Consider the following 13,403-nt stretch of genomic DNA (forward strand, 5'->3'; position numbering starts at 1 on the left):
CCTTCGACCAAACCACACTAGGCCCTTTAGAGGTTTCCTACAAAGATCGGCGGGGATCATCCTCGGTTTGGGCGGATTTCCGGGTAGCCGGGGTCATTGTCTGAGTCGGGACCGGCGAGGCCAGCGGGGCGACCGGATCCAACCGACCCACGGTCAGCGCGACCTGAAGGGCGAACGCGTCGCGCGGCGACAGCGGCGAGAACCCGGTCACCTCGGCGATCCGGCGCAACCGGTAGCGCACCGTGTTCGGGTGCACGAACAGTGCCCGGGCCGCGCTCTCCAGCGTCCCACCTGCGGCCAGGAAGGCGTCCAGCGTCGCCAGCAGTTCCCCACCGGCGCGCACCAGCGTCGCGTACACATCGTGACGCAGCCGCCGACGGGCCTCGGCGTCGCCGGCGAGGGCCCGCTCCGGCAGCAGGTCCGCGGCCGGCACCGGCCGGGGCGCGCTCGGCCAGGCTGGTGCGGCCCGAAAGCCGGACAGCGCGGCCCGTGCCGACTCGGTCGCCTCGTCGAGACTCGGTACGGCGGGACCGACCACCACCGGGCCGTCCCCGAACGCGCTCAGCAGCTTCGCGGTGGCGGTCAGCGGGTCAGGTGCGCCGCCCAGCACGATCACCAACCGGTCGCCGTGGACGCCGCCGATCACCTCCACGCCGATCCGGCGGGCCTGCCGGTAGACCACGTGCAGCACCGCGGAGACCTCGCCGCCGGGCGACCGACCGACAGCCACCGCCACCGGCGGCGCGTCCGCCCAGCCGAGCGCGGCGGCCCGACTGGCCAGGACGTCCGGCGAGTCACCGCGCAGCAGCGCGTCGACAAGCAGCGCCTGCAACCGGGCGTCCCAGGCGCCGCGCGACTCGGCGGCCCGCGCGTACACCCGGGCGGCGGAGAACGCGATCTCCCGGGAGAAGCGCAGCACCGCCTCGCGTAGCTGCTGCTCCTCACCCTCGGCGGCCAGGTGCGACACCTGCTCCTCGACCACGTCGATCGTCACCTTGATCAATGCCACGGTCTGCTGCAGGGTGATCGACCGGGCCAGCGCCTGCGGGGCCGCGGCGAAGACCTCGTCCGACACCTCCTGGGTGCTGTCCGCAGTGCCACCGCCGTCGCGCAGCCACTGCACCAGCGACCTCGCGCCCGCCTGGGCCACCAGCATCACCCAGGAACGCTGGTCGGCCGGCAGCGCCCGGAACCAGGGCAGCGTCTCGTCCATCCGGGCCACGCTGGAGGTGGCCAACGCCCCCGCCGATCGTTCGATCCGGCGCAGCGTGGCCGACAGCTCCCCACCGCCCGGCGTGCTCACCGCCCTAGCCTGACACGTCGTGAGCAGGCCAACCACGCCGGCACCGGTCCGCCGACCACCGTCGGTGTCCGTCTCACGGCTGTGGGGGAGCGGGCAGGCCCACCTCCTGGGCAAGGATCGCTGCCTGCACCCGGCTGCGCAGGTCCAGCTTCGCCAGGATCCGGCTCACATGGGTCTTTGTGGTGCTCTCCGCCAGCACCAGTCGATCGGCGATCTGCTGGTTGGACAGGCCCAACCCGAGGCAGGCCAACACGTCACGCTCACGTGGGGTGAGGGTGCCCAGCGCCGCCCGCGCGTCCGCCGACGCGCCCGGCGCGGTGGCCGCGAAGGCGGTGATCAACCGGCGGGTCACAGTGGGCGCGATGAAGCCGTCGCCCCGCGCCACCGTCCGTACCGCGCTCACCAGGCCCTCGGCGTCGGTGTCCTTGAGCAGGAACCCGGCCGCGCCGGCCCGTAACGCCCCGAAGACGTACTCGTCCAGGTCGAAGGTGGTGAGCACCAACACGTCGGCGAGCCCGTCGCCGACGATCGCCCGGGTCGCGGAAATCCCGTCCCGACGCGGCATCCGCACATCCAGCACCGCCACGTCGGGGCGCAACTCCCGGCACAGGCGCACCGCGGCGTCGCCGTCGGCCGCCTCGCCGACCACCTCGACGCCCGGTGAGCTGTTCAGGATCAGGACCAGTCCGGCCCGTACCGCCGGCTGGTCGTCGGCGAGCACCACCCGTACCGTCGCCGGGCCCGCGTCGTCCGGTGGCCTTGCCGGCCCGGTCACCCGCCCTCCCCGGTGGGCAGGGCCGCCCGCACCTGCCAACGGCCGTCGTGCGGCCCGGCGGTGAACCGGCCGGCCAGCAGCGTGGCCCGCTCCCGCATGCCGATCAGCCCGGCCCCGGCGCCCGGCAGCCCGGCCCCGCCCCGGCGCACCGGGTTCTCCACAGTCAGCACCACCTCGGCCGGCCGGTACGCGATCGTCAGCTCCGCCTCACCCGTGCCGTGCTTGAGCGCGTTCGTCAGCGACTCCTGCACGATGCGGTACGCGGCGAGGTCCACCCCCACCGGCAACGCGCCCGGCGTGCCATCGGTCCGGACCCGCACCGCGAGGCCGGCCGCCCGGACCCGGTCGACCAGTCCGTCCGCCTCGGCCAGCCGCGCGGTGACCACCTCCGGCGTGGCCGGGTCTGCGCTGGTCCCGGGCTCGCGCAGCACCTCGATCATCTGGCGCATCTCGGCGAGGCCCTGCACACTGCTCTCCCGGATCACCCGCAGCGCCGACTCCACCTGACCGCGATCCAACCCGGGCACGGAGAGCACGGCGGTGGCGTGGATGGCCACCGCGCTGAGGTGGTTCGCGACCACGTCGTGCAACTCCCGGGCCATCCTGGCCCGTTCGGCGCTGACCGCCTGCCGACGGTCCAACTCGACCAGCCGGGCGGTCTGCTCGGCCCGCGCCCGCTCGGCGGCGGCCTGGTCGCGGTACTGCCGCACACTGATGCCGGTCAGGACCGGCAGCACCCCGGCGAGCACCACCAGGACCCCGAGCGCCGCCCCGCGCCACTGGCCGTACCCGAGCACGCCGACGACCACCCCGACCAGGCTCAGCGCCACGGTGATCCGCAGCAACCACCGCCACAGCCGGGGCGGGCCGTACACGCAGGCGTCGTAGAGCACCTGCGTGTAGACCAGGACCGTGCCCAGCGAACTGCCCAGCGCCGTGTCGACCACCAGCGCGCCCGTCCCCACGGCCAGGCTGGCGCGTGGTGCGACCCGCCGTAGGCCCACGGCGACGCAGACCGCCACCAGCGGCGGCAGGAACAGCGCCGACGGCACGTTCCCGTCCGGACGGACCTGCGGTTGCCAACCCAGGCCGTGCAGCATCAGGCCACCGGCCAGTGACGCGCCGGCCAGCACGAGGTCGCGGCCGAGGGTGCCGGAGTCGAGCCACGGTGGCGCACGCATGCCCCGATCCCACCACAGCCGTCGCCCGCCGAACTCCCACCGGGGGAGGACCTCGACCGCGCCGCCATGCGCCGAAAGGGGTACGCGGACCCTTACCGACCGCCGGTGTGTGCCCTCGGCCGGGACGCCCCGGGTGAACGGCACCAGAAGAAGCTGTGAACTGCGTAACCGGCCCCCGCGCTCAGCGGCGTCTTCGAGGACCGGCCGGTCCGGACCCCGGGTACGCTGCGCGCGGCCCGTCAGTCCCGGCCAGTACGGTGACAGGGCACCTCGGGGAGAGCACCCGAGGGTGAGGCGAGCGTGAGGAGACCGGGGATGGCGCACGGGGAGGCCGAGCACGGCTGCGCCCAGGGCGAGCCCTGCCGGCCGGGGCACCACGACCCGCAGGCGGCTGGCAAGCACCGCCGGCCGGTCGGCGGCGCACCATCGCACCCGGTGGAGCCGCTGCACGGGCGCGTCGACGACGAGCCCCTGCTGCCGCGTCAGCGCTCCGCCGAGCCCGCCGGTCTCGCCGAGCCCGACTCGGACGTTCCCGCTGGTTGCCTCAGCGAACTTCCCGGCTGGGCCGGGGCACATCGGCACGGCGCGGTCCGACCGCGGCCGCGGGCCACCCGCCGGGAGCGCCCACCGCGCCGCTGGTGCTGAACACCGGCGACGCACCCGCTGACCAGCGAGTGCCTCGGGTCAGCGGGTGCGCCAGCTCAGCGTGTGCGGCGGCGGATCAGTAGGGCGATCCCGGCGAGGCCGACCGTGATGGTCAGCATCACGCCGACGTTGAGCAGCAGCAGGCGTTGCAGGTCGCCGAGCGCCTCGTCGAGGTCCTTCGCCGGGTCGAGCGTGTCCTCCGGGAGGACACGCTCGCCGCCGCCCGCGCCGCCACTGACCGTGTCGAACTGCCGCTCCAGCGGCACACCGGCGGTGCGCAGGGTCTCGGACATGCTGAGCCGACCCAGGAACCAGCCGGCGCTGGTCTTGCGGCCGTCCGGCTGCTTCGCCGGCCGGAAGACGCGGGGGCCGCCGATCGCCTTGGGATAGAGGTCGTAGGTCTGCTTCGGCGTCTCGCCGGCGAGCACCACGACAGTGTATTTCGGACCGAGGTTGGCTGCCTTCGGACCGGTCGGCATGCCAGTGCGAGCGAGGAAGTTGACCTGGTCGATGACCGCGCCCACGAGGGCGGGCTCCTTGTCCGCGTGCAGCCGCAGCGGCGCGGACAGCCCTGTGCCGGTGATGTCCACTCCGGCGGGTGCCGGCTTCGGCGCCGCCGAGGCCGAGCCGGCGGTGCCGAGCGACAGCAGTGCCACCGTCAGCGTGCCCGCCAACACGGCGGCGAACCGCCTCATGTGTCGGACCATCCCGCCTCCTCGCCCCGTTCGATGGATGGCTTCGTCGTGACGTCTGGACCGATCTGCCGGTGCGGCATCGACCGGATGGTCGCGTCCACTCCTACAGACTCCGCAGAACGTCGATGAGTTGCAGCTTTCGGAACAGTATTTGGAACTATCTGCGATCTCTGCTCGACTAATGAGGAGCCGTTTGATCAGCGGGCGGATCGTACCCTTACGGAGGGGTTCATGGGGGGCAGGGTTACACGTACGGTGCGGGTCATGCCAGTGGTGCTCGGCGTGGCGTTCGGTGTGTCGTTTCTGGTGCCGGCGACCCCGGCCGCCGCCCACAACCAGCTGACCGGCAGTAACCCGCGTGACGGCGCCCGCGTGGCGTCGGCACCCGCCCGGGTCGAGCTGCGGTTCCTCGCCAAGCCGTCGCCGACCACGACGAAGATCACAATAACCGGACCGGACAATGTGGTCGCTGGCGGGACTCCCGCCTTCGACGGCAGTCGGGTGCGGGTGCCGTTCAAGCCGGCCGCCGCGGGGCTCTACATCGTCGGCTACCAGCTCGCGTCGTCCGATGGGCACCCGGTGAAGGGCGAGGTGCGGTTCACCCTCACCACCGGCACCGCGGCCGACCCGTCCGCCTCGCCGTCGGCCGCCGGCACCAGCCCGGCCGGCTCGCCTTCGGCTGCCACGTCGGCCGAGGGCGCACCCTCTGCCGGGCCCGCGTCGGTGACCCCCGGCAGCTCGACGGCCTCCACGGTGCCGGCGGCGTCGGAGCGGTCCGACTCCGGCGGTCGCTGGTGGATCTGGGCGCTCGGCGGCCTGTTGCTGCTCGCCGCACTCGGGGCCGGCCTCGTGTTCCGCCGACAGCGACGAGCTCGGTAACCCTCTGATCCTCGCCGCCCCCCGGTGGGTCAGGTGCGCGGGTCATCCTTTGCTCTGCACCCGCGGATGCGACGGCTACGGTCTGCGACCGGCGCCTATTGGGGTGCAGAGCAAAGGACAGGGCGATGCGGAGTTGCACCGGCGACGCGCTCGTGACGCGTCGACGAGCGACAGTCAGACCAGGCGCAGGCGGGCGGCGCGCATCCGGGTCAGGGTGCGCTCGCGACCGAGCACCTCCAGCGACTCGAACAGCGGCAGACCCACGGTGCGGCCGGTGACCGCGACCCGCACCGGCGCCTGCGTCTTGCCGAGCTTGAGGCCCCGCTCGGCGCCGACCGCCTCCAGGGTCGACTTCAACGACTCGGCGTCCCAGGACTCCAGCGCCTCGAACGCCGCGACGGCGTCGTCCAGCAGCTCGGCGGAACCGTCCTTCATCGTCTTGGTCCAGGCGGCCTCGTCGATCAGCGGTGAGGCCAGGAAGAGGAAGTCGACGTTCGGCACGATCTCGCTGAGCACCGCGATCCGCGTCTGGGCCAGTGCCGCCACGGCGGCGAACGCGTCGGCGTCGAACTCCTCCGGCTGCCACGGCGGCGGCGCGATGGTCCCGGTGCCGGTCAGCCACGGCTGGCAGGCGTCGATGAACTCGGCCACCGGCAACGCGCGAATGTACTCGCCGTTGAACGCGCGCAACTTCTTCTCGTCGAAGAACGCCGAGGAGAGGTTGACCTCGTCCAGCCGGAACTCGTCCTCGATGACCGACCAGGGAACGATCTCCCGGTCGCCGGAGGGGGCCCAGCCGAGCAGCATGAGGTAGTTGCGCATCGCGCCGGCCAGGTAACCCTCGTCGCGGTACGCCTCCAGGGCGACCTTGTCCCGGCGCTTGGAGAGCTTCTGCCGCTTCTCGTTTACCACCACCGGCACGTGCGCCCAGATCGGCGGCTTGACCCCGAGGGCTTCCCAGAGCAACTGCTGCTTGGGGGTGTTGGGCAGGTGCTCCTCGGCCCGGATCACGTGGGTGATGCCCATGGTCATGTCGTCGACGACGTTGGCCAGCAGGAAGACCGGCGAGCCGTCGCCCCGGGCGATGACGAAGTCCTCGATGAGCTTGTTCTCGAAGGTGGGCTCACCACGGATCAGGTCGACCACCACTGTCGCGCCCTCGTCAGGCGTACGGAAGCGCAGGGCGTGCCCGGGGCCGGGGCCGAGGCCACGGTCGCGGTGGTAGCCGTCGTAGCCCTGGTACTGCGAGCCGGTGCGGGCCTGCACGTCCTCGCGGGTGCAGTCGCAGTAGTAGGCGCGGCCCGACTCGTTCAGGCGCGCGGCGGCGGCCCGGTGCTCGCCTGCGTTCGCCGACTGGAAGTACGGGCCCTCGTAGCTGCCCCGGGAGATCCCGATCCAGTCCAGCGCGGAGAGGATGCCCTCGGTCCACTCGGGCTTGTTGCGCGCCGCGTCGGTGTCCTCGATGCGCAGCACGAACACGCCGCCCTGCTGCTTGGCGTAAATCCAGTTCTGCAGCGCCGAGCGGGCGCCGCCGACGTGGAACATACCGGTCGGGGAAGGGGCGAAGCGCACACGTACTGTCACGTCCCCCAGCCTACGGCGGTACGCGACTGCTTTCCGCCACCGCCCCCTAGGGCACCGAGCGGATCTTGACGACCAGCGCGCTGCCGAGCAGGGTGACCACTGCGGTGACCGCGTAGAGCGTGGGATAACCGCCGAGGTACACCACGAGCGGGGCGGAGAGCGCCGGGCCGAGCACCTGCGGCGCCGAGTTGGCGATGTTGATGACGCCCAGGTCCTTGGCCCGGTCGGTGGCCCGGGGCAGCACCTGGGTGATCAACGCGGCGTCCACCGAGAGGTAGACGCCGTAGCCGGCGCCGAGCAGCAGCGCCGCGACGATCGCCATCGGCCAGACCGGCGCCACCGCGAGCAGCAGCGCCGCCACCGCCATGATCAGCCCGGAGACGATCACGTAGATCTTGCGGCGGCCGGAACGGTCGGACATCCGGCCGGCGACCACGGCGGTCAGCATCATCCCGAGCGTGTAGAGCAGGATCAGCACCAGCAGGCCGCCCTCGGGGTCGGGGTGGCGCACCCCGTCGCTGAGGAAGTACAGCAGGTAGAGGGTGCCCAGGGCGTTGCCCAACTGGACCAGGAACCGGGTGATCCAGGCCCAGGCGAAATCCGGGTGTCGGCGGGGGCTGATCCACATCGAGGCCAGCAGCGCCCGCGTCCGGATCGCCGGTCGATGGGTACGCGGCAGCGGTTCGTCGGGGGTGAGCAGCGCGAACGGCAGCGACAGCAGCAGGATGGCCACGGCGATGGCCAGGTAGCCGGCGGCGTTGCCGGTGACCACGGCGGTGACCAGCACAGCGCCGAGTACCAACCCGAGCGCCTGCGGGATGCCCACCCACCCCGAGACCCCGCCGCGCTGCCGCACCGGGACCCGATCCGGGATGGCGGCGGTGAGGCTGGCCAGCATCGCGTTGAAGCAGACCTGCGCGGCGACCCAGCCCAGGGCGACGCCGAGGATGGTCCGTTGTTGGGCCAGCAGCACCAGGGCCGCCGCCCCGAGCACTGCCCCGCCCGCCGTCCAGACGTGCCGACGACCGAACTCGCGGCCGGCGATCCGCAGGCAGGTCCGGTCGGAGAACGCGCCCGCCAGGGGGTTGGCCAGCACCGCGGCCAGCGCGCCGAGGCCGGTGACCACGGCCAGCATGTTCTCCTTGTCGCCGGGCGCGATCTGCTCGATCTGCTGCGGCAGCAGCACCTGGATGGGCGTGAAGAACGCCATCCACACGCCGAGGTTCGCCGCGAAGATCAGGCCGATCCAGCCGCGCCGCACCGGCACCGTCGGTTCGGCGAGCGCCGCCGGCAGCGACGCCGGCGTCGGGTCGAGGGTGGTCACCGCGCCGACCCCGGCCGGCTGGCCGTGATCACGTCCCGCAACCAGGTGTACGACGACTTCGGCGTACGCCTCTGGGTGGCGTAGTCGACGTGCACCAGACCGAAGCGCTTGGTGAACCCCTCGGCCCACTCCCAGTTGTCCAGCAGCGACCAGACGAAGTACCCGCGTACGTCCACCCCGTCGTCGATGGCGGCGCGGACCGCCCGCAGGTGCCCGTCGAGGTACGCGATCCGCTCCGGGTCGGCCACCTGCCCGTCGGCGTCGGGTGCGTCGTCGTACGCGCAGCCGCCCTCGGTGATCTCGATGGGCGGCAGCGCGTCGCCGTAGGTGTCGCGCAGCCAGCCGAGCAGCTCGCGTAGCCCGTCGGGGTCCACCGGCCAGTCGAAGGCGGTGCGCGGGTAGCCGTCCAGCGGCACGAGGTCGAACGGCAGTGGTGAACCCTCCTCGGCCGCCCGTACGCCGGTGGGGTTGTAGTAGTTCACCCCGAGCACGTCGATCGGCGCGGCGATCGTGTCGAGGTCGCCGGGGTGGATGACGCCCGGGTCGAAGCCGGGCAGCTCCGGGTAGCCGCGGCCGAGCAGCGGGTCGGTGAAGAGCCGGTTGTGCAGCGCCTCGTACGCCGCCCCGGCGGCCCGGTCGGCGTCGCGGTCGCCGAGCACCCGCACCGGCGAGTAGTTGTTGGCGATCGCCACCGGGCTGGCGGTGTGGCTCCGCAGCGCGGCGACGGCGAGCCCGTGCCCGAGCAGTTGGTGGTGGGCGACCGGGAAGGCGTCGAAGAGCAGCATCCGGCCGGGGGCGTGCACACCCATGCCGTAGCCGAGGCTCATGTGGATGAACGGCTCGTTGAGGGTGATCCAGAGCCGGACCCGGTCGCCGAGGCGGGCGGCGCTCTTCTCGGCGTACTCGGCGAAGCGGGCGGCGGTGTCGCGGTGCATCCAGCCGCCGGCGTCTTCGAGGGGTTGCGGCAGGTCCCAGTGGTAGAGGGTGGCCACCGGGTCGACGCCGGCGGCCAGCAACTCGTCCACCAGGCGGTCGTAGAAGTCCAGGCCGGCCGGGTTGACCGGGCCGGCGCCGGTGGGCTGGACCCGGGGCCAGGCGATGGAGAACCGGTACGCGGAGACACCCAGACCGGCCAGCAGCGCCACGTCCTCGGTGTGCCGGTGGTAGTGGTCGCAGGCCACCTCGCCGCTGCTGCCGTCGCTGATCCGCCCGGGGGAGCGCGCGAAGGTGTCCCAGATGGACGGAGCTCGGCCGTCGGCCGTGGTGGCGCCCTCGATCTGGTGGGCCGATGTGGAGACGCCCCAGCGGAAGCCGGTGGGGAACTGGGGCATTGGTGCGGTCGACATGCGCCCTCCCGGTCAACGTGAAACGTGCTCGGGACTTTAGGGCGCTCTCGATGAATGCGCCATAGGCCGGCCTGGCGCAATGCGCAATGGTTGATCGGCGTGTCTTTTTCCGAACCCGTCCAGGTAAGTCCGATTTAACGCATAGAGTGCCGATATCGTGTGATGTCCTCACCGGAGGAAAGACGGAAATGATCCTCGTGGAACGCAGTGCGCACGTGGCGGCGCCAATTGAAGTGGTCTGGGATGTCGTACAGCGGGCCGAGCAGTTGCCGGCCTGGCTGGCCGGGGTCCGAGCGGCCGAAGTGCTCTCGGGAGAGGGCTTCGGGCGGCGACAACTCGTCCAGGCTGGGCGCGGCTCGGCGCATGAGGCCGAGGTGATCGCCTATCAGGAGCCGACGCTGATCGGCTGGCGGGAACGGGCCAAGGGCGCTGGATCTCGGGCGGAGGCACGCACCGAGATCTACGTCCAGCTCACCGGAGACGAGGAGGAGGGCGGGACCATCGTGCGCCTCATCGTGGTCCGCTGGCCGGCCGGCCCGGTCAAGGCGGCCATGCTGCGCCTCGGACTGCGTCGGGTCGGCGCCGACCTGGAGGACTCGCTGGCCCGGCTCACCGACCTGGCCGCCGTCGGCTGACGAGCGCCCATCCTCCCGGCGTCACCCGCGACGGCGGTGGTCCGGATCCCCGCCAGGGCCCCCGGACCACCGCCGCTCCGTACCCCAAAAGGGCCCGGCGCTGATGCGCCGGGCCCTCCTCAATGGTGCTGAATCAGCTGTCGCCGCCGGTCTCGCCGACCGGGGCGGCGTTGACGTCGTCGATCGCGTACTTCTTGGCGGCCTCGGCCGGCACCGTGGTCGCCACCGCGCCGCTGCGGGCGAGCTGCCGCAGCGTGGCCACCACGATCGACTCCGCGTCGACGTGGAAGTGCCGGCGCAGCGCGTGCCGGGTGTCCGACATGCCGAAACCGTCGGTGCCGAGCGACGTGTAGTCGCCGGGTACCCAGCGGGCGATCAGATCCGGTACCGCGCGCATGAAGTCGCTGACCGCGATCTTCGGCCCGTCCGCCTCGGCCAGCTTCTGCTGGATGTACGGGACCTTCGCCTCGGCGCCCGGGTTGAGCAGGTTGTACTCCTCGGTCTCCACCGCGTCGCGGCGCAGCTCGGTCCAGGAGGTCACCGACCAGACGTCGGCGCCCACCCCCCAGTCCTGGGCGAGGAGCTGCTGGGCCTTGAGCGCCCACTGCATCCCGGTGCCCGAGGCGAGCAGGTTGGCCTTCGGGCCGTCGACCTGCGGTGCCGGCGAGTAGCGGTAGATGCCCTTGAGCAGGCCCTCCACGTCCACGTCGGCCGGCTCGGCCGGCTGAAGCGTCGGCTCGTTGTAGACCGTCAGGTAGTAGAAGACGTTCTCCTGCGCGTCCCCGTACATCCGGTGCAGACCCTGCTCCAGGATGTGCGCGATCTCGTACGCGAACGCCGGGTCGTACGCCACCACGGCCGGGTTGGTCGCGGCGATCAGCAGCGAGTGCCCGTCCTCGTGCTGAAGGCCCTCACCGTTGAGCGTGGTCCGACCCGCTGTGGCGCCGAGCAGGAAGCCCCGGGCCATCTGGTCGGCCGCGGCCCACAGCCCGTCGGCGGTCCGCTGGAACCCGAACATCGAGTAGAAGATGTACATCGGGATCATCGGCTCGTCGTGCGTGGCGTACGCCGAGCCGGCCGCGGTGAACGAGGCCACCGAACCGGCCTCGTTGATCCCCTCGTGCAGGATCTGCCCGGAGGTCGACTCCTTGTACGACAGGAACAGCTCGCGGTCGACCGAGGTGTAGCGCTGGCCGTGCGGCGAGTAGATCTTCGCGGTCGGGAAGATCGAGTCGAGACCGAAGGTGCGGGCCTCGTCCGGGATGATCGGCACCCAACGCTTGCCGAACTCCTTGTCCTTCATCACGTCCTTGAGTAGACGGACGAAGGCCTGCGTGGTGGCCACCTTCTGCTTGCCCGAGCCGCGCTTGATGTCGGCGAACCGCTCCGGGCCGGGGATGGCCAGCCGCTTCGTGCTGGTCCGCCGGGAGGGCAGGTACCCGCCGAGCTGCTCGCGCCGCTCCTTGAGGTACGCCAGCTCCTCGGACTTCTCGCCGGGGTGGAAGTACGGCGGCAGGTAGGGGTTGTCCTCCAGCGCCGAGTCCGGGATGTCCAGGTAGAGCCGGTCGCGGAAGGTCTTCAAGTCCTCCAGCGTCAGCTTCTTCATCTGGTGGGTGGCGTTGCGGCCCTCGAAGTGCGAGCCGAGGGTCCAACCCTTGATCGTCTTCGCCAGGATGACTGTGGGCTGACCGGTGTGCTCGGTGGCCGCCTTGTAGGCCGCGTAGAGCTTGCGGTAGTCGTGCCCACCCCGCTTGAGGTTCCAGATCTCGTCGTCGCTGAGCGGCTCGACCATCTTGCGGGTCCGTGCGTCACGGCCGAAGAAGTGCTCCCGCACGTACGCGCCGGACTCCGCCTTGTAGGTCTGGTAGTCACCGTCGGTCGTGGTGTTCATCAGGTTGACCAACGCGCCGTCGGTGTCCGCGGCGAGCAGCGGGTCCCACTCACGACCCCAGACGACCTTGATCACGTTCCAGCCGGCACCCCGGAAGAACGCCTCCAGCTCCTGCATGACCTTGCCGTTGCCCCGGACCGGGCCGTCCAGCCGCTGCAGGTTGCAGTTGATCACGAAGGTGAGATTGTCCAGCTCCTCGCGGGCGGCGACGCCGATGGCGCCGAGCGTCTCCGGCTCGTCCATCTCGCCGTCGCCGAGGAACGCCCAGACGTGCTGCTGGGAGGTGTCCTTGATGCCGCGGTGCTGCAGGTACCGGTTGAACCGGGCCTGGTAGATCGCGTTCAGACCGCCGAGGCCCATCGAGACGGTGGGGAACTCCCAGAAGTCCGGCATCAGCCGAGGGTGCGGGTACGAGGGCAGCCCACCACCGGGGTGCGACAGCTCCTGGCGGAACCCGTCGAGCTGGTGCTCGCTGAGCCGCCCCTCCAGGAACGCCCGCGCGTACATGCCCGGGGAGGCGTGGCCCTGGTAGAAGATCTGGTCGCCACCGCCCGGGTGGTTCTTGCCCCGGAAGAAGTGGTTGAAGCCCACCTCGTAGAGCGACGCCGAGCTGGCGAAGGTGGAGATGTGCCCGCCGACGCCGATCTCCGGGCGCTGCGCCCGGTGCACCAGCATGGCGGCGTTCCACCGGACGTACGCCCGGATTCGCCGCTCGACGTGCTCGTCACCCGGGAACCAGGGCTCGCGCTCCGACGGGATGGTGTTGATGTAATCGGTGGTGGTCAGGGGCGGAACCCCGACCTGGCGCTCACGGGCCCGCTCCAGCAGGCGCAGCATGACGTAGCGGGCGCGTTTGGCTCCGCGTTCGTCGATGACACCGTCAAGCGACTCGACCCATTCGCTTGTCTCTTCAGGGTCGATGTCCGGAAGCTGGCTCGGTAGGCCGTCGCTGATCACCGGGCGCTTGCGTTCCGTAGCCACAGGCGTTCCCTCGGTTGTGTGTGGGATAGGTCTCTAGCGCCATCCTGCCCCCTGGTGGCACCCGTCGTCACGTCTAGGTGCCCCCGACGCGATGCTGAACACAGGTACTCGCCGGTAACTTAGCGCGACGGCCCTGTGGAACCTGAGCGGTTTGACCGCCACTC

11 protein-coding genes are annotated in these 13,403 nt (G+C 71.5%); 3 read left to right on the plus strand and 8 right to left on the minus strand.

Annotated features, from left to right (window positions below; genetic code table 11):
- Positions 1-37: 37 nt before the first annotated feature.
- From KBX08_RS12370 to KBX08_RS34430, 3 genes are read right to left on the minus strand one after another with little or no spacing between them, the layout of a single operon-like run.
- Positions 38-1,417: a PucR family transcriptional regulator gene (locus tag KBX08_RS12370; RefSeq protein WP_372494865.1), complete on the minus strand. Its 1,380-nt coding sequence runs from the start codon at positions 1,415-1,417 to the stop codon at positions 38-40.
- Positions 1,377-2,078: a response regulator transcription factor gene (locus KBX08_RS12375; protein WP_210783431.1), complete on the minus strand. Its 702-nt coding sequence runs from the start codon at positions 2,076-2,078 to the stop codon at positions 1,377-1,379. The genes KBX08_RS12370 and KBX08_RS12375 overlap by 41 nt, the downstream gene beginning before the upstream one ends.
- Positions 2,075-3,259 (minus strand): sensor histidine kinase, encoded by a 1,185-nt coding sequence (locus tag KBX08_RS34430; protein ID WP_210783433.1) that lies wholly within the window; start codon positions 3,257-3,259, stop codon positions 2,075-2,077. The genes KBX08_RS12375 and KBX08_RS34430 overlap by 4 nt, the downstream gene beginning before the upstream one ends.
- 315 nt (positions 3,260-3,574) lie before the next feature.
- On the opposite strand from KBX08_RS34430, the gene KBX08_RS12385 reads away from it, so the two are divergent.
- A complete protein-coding gene (locus KBX08_RS12385; RefSeq protein ID WP_210783435.1) occupies positions 3,575-3,904 on the plus strand; it encodes a hypothetical protein in 330 nt (109 codons plus the stop codon).
- A 56-nt stretch (positions 3,905-3,960) separates the two neighbouring features.
- On the opposite strand, the gene KBX08_RS12390 is transcribed toward KBX08_RS12385, so the two are convergent.
- Complete coding sequence (locus tag KBX08_RS12390; RefSeq protein ID WP_210783437.1) at positions 3,961-4,611, minus strand: hypothetical protein; 651 nt, start codon at positions 4,609-4,611, stop codon at positions 3,961-3,963.
- A 252-nt stretch (positions 4,612-4,863) separates the two neighbouring features.
- Here KBX08_RS12390 and KBX08_RS12395 point away from each other — a divergent pair, with 252 nt between their 5' ends.
- Positions 4,864-5,478 carry a copper resistance CopC family protein gene (locus KBX08_RS12395; RefSeq protein WP_238690538.1) on the plus strand — a complete coding sequence of 205 codons (615 nt, stop codon included), beginning with the start codon at positions 4,864-4,866 and terminating at the stop codon, positions 5,476-5,478.
- A 174-nt stretch (positions 5,479-5,652) separates the two neighbouring features.
- Here KBX08_RS12395 and gltX read toward each other — a convergent pair whose 3' ends face one another.
- Genes gltX through KBX08_RS12410 form a run of 3 tightly spaced genes read right to left on the minus strand, consistent with a single transcriptional unit; the run spans position 5,653 to position 9,732 of the window.
- Positions 5,653-7,062 (minus strand): glutamate--tRNA ligase, encoded by a 1,410-nt coding sequence (gltX, locus tag KBX08_RS12400; RefSeq protein WP_307850521.1) that lies wholly within the window; start codon positions 7,060-7,062, stop codon positions 5,653-5,655.
- 46 nt (positions 7,063-7,108) lie between these two features.
- A complete protein-coding gene (locus KBX08_RS12405; RefSeq protein ID WP_210783441.1) occupies positions 7,109-8,386 on the minus strand; it encodes an MFS transporter in 1,278 nt (425 codons plus the stop codon).
- Positions 8,383-9,732 (minus strand): GH1 family beta-glucosidase, encoded by a 1,350-nt coding sequence (locus KBX08_RS12410; protein WP_210783443.1) that lies wholly within the window; start codon positions 9,730-9,732, stop codon positions 8,383-8,385. Before KBX08_RS12410 ends, KBX08_RS12405 begins: the two co-directional genes overlap by 4 nt.
- Positions 9,733-9,920: 188 nt before the next feature.
- Between KBX08_RS12410 and KBX08_RS12415 the strand changes: the two genes are divergently transcribed.
- Complete coding sequence (locus KBX08_RS12415) at positions 9,921-10,367, plus strand: SRPBCC domain-containing protein (RefSeq protein ID WP_210783445.1); 447 nt, start codon at positions 9,921-9,923, stop codon at positions 10,365-10,367.
- Between the two features lie 133 nt (positions 10,368-10,500).
- On the opposite strand, the gene aceE is transcribed toward KBX08_RS12415, so the two are convergent.
- A complete protein-coding gene (aceE, locus tag KBX08_RS12420) occupies positions 10,501-13,239 on the minus strand; it encodes a pyruvate dehydrogenase (acetyl-transferring), homodimeric type (RefSeq protein ID WP_210783447.1) in 2,739 nt (912 codons plus the stop codon).
- Between the last annotated feature and the right edge of the window lie 164 nt (positions 13,240-13,403).

Origin of the sequence: Micromonospora sp. H61 (assembly GCF_018070325.1) — a bacterium.
Taxonomy (GTDB): Bacteria; Actinomycetota; Actinomycetes; order Mycobacteriales; family Micromonosporaceae; genus Micromonospora; species Micromonospora salmantinae.

Excerpts from the sequence above, each read along its gene's own strand:
- KBX08_RS12395 (WP_238690538.1), top strand. The coding sequence starts at position 4,864 with ATGCCAGTGGTGCTCGGCGTGGCGTTCGGTGTGTCGTTTCTGGTGCCG.
- KBX08_RS12385 (WP_210783435.1), top strand. The coding sequence starts at position 3,575 with ATGGCGCACGGGGAGGCCGAGCACGGCTGCGCCCAGGGCGAGCCCTGC.
- KBX08_RS34430 (WP_210783433.1), bottom strand. The coding sequence starts at position 3,259 with ATGCGTGCGCCACCGTGGCTCGACTCCGGCACCCTCGGCCGCGACCTC.
- KBX08_RS12410 (WP_210783443.1), bottom strand. The coding sequence starts at position 9,732 with ATGTCGACCGCACCAATGCCCCAGTTCCCCACCGGCTTCCGCTGGGGC.
- KBX08_RS12390 (WP_210783437.1), bottom strand. The coding sequence starts at position 4,611 with ATGGTCCGACACATGAGGCGGTTCGCCGCCGTGTTGGCGGGCACGCTG.
- KBX08_RS12415 (WP_210783445.1), top strand. The coding sequence starts at position 9,921 with ATGATCCTCGTGGAACGCAGTGCGCACGTGGCGGCGCCAATTGAAGTG.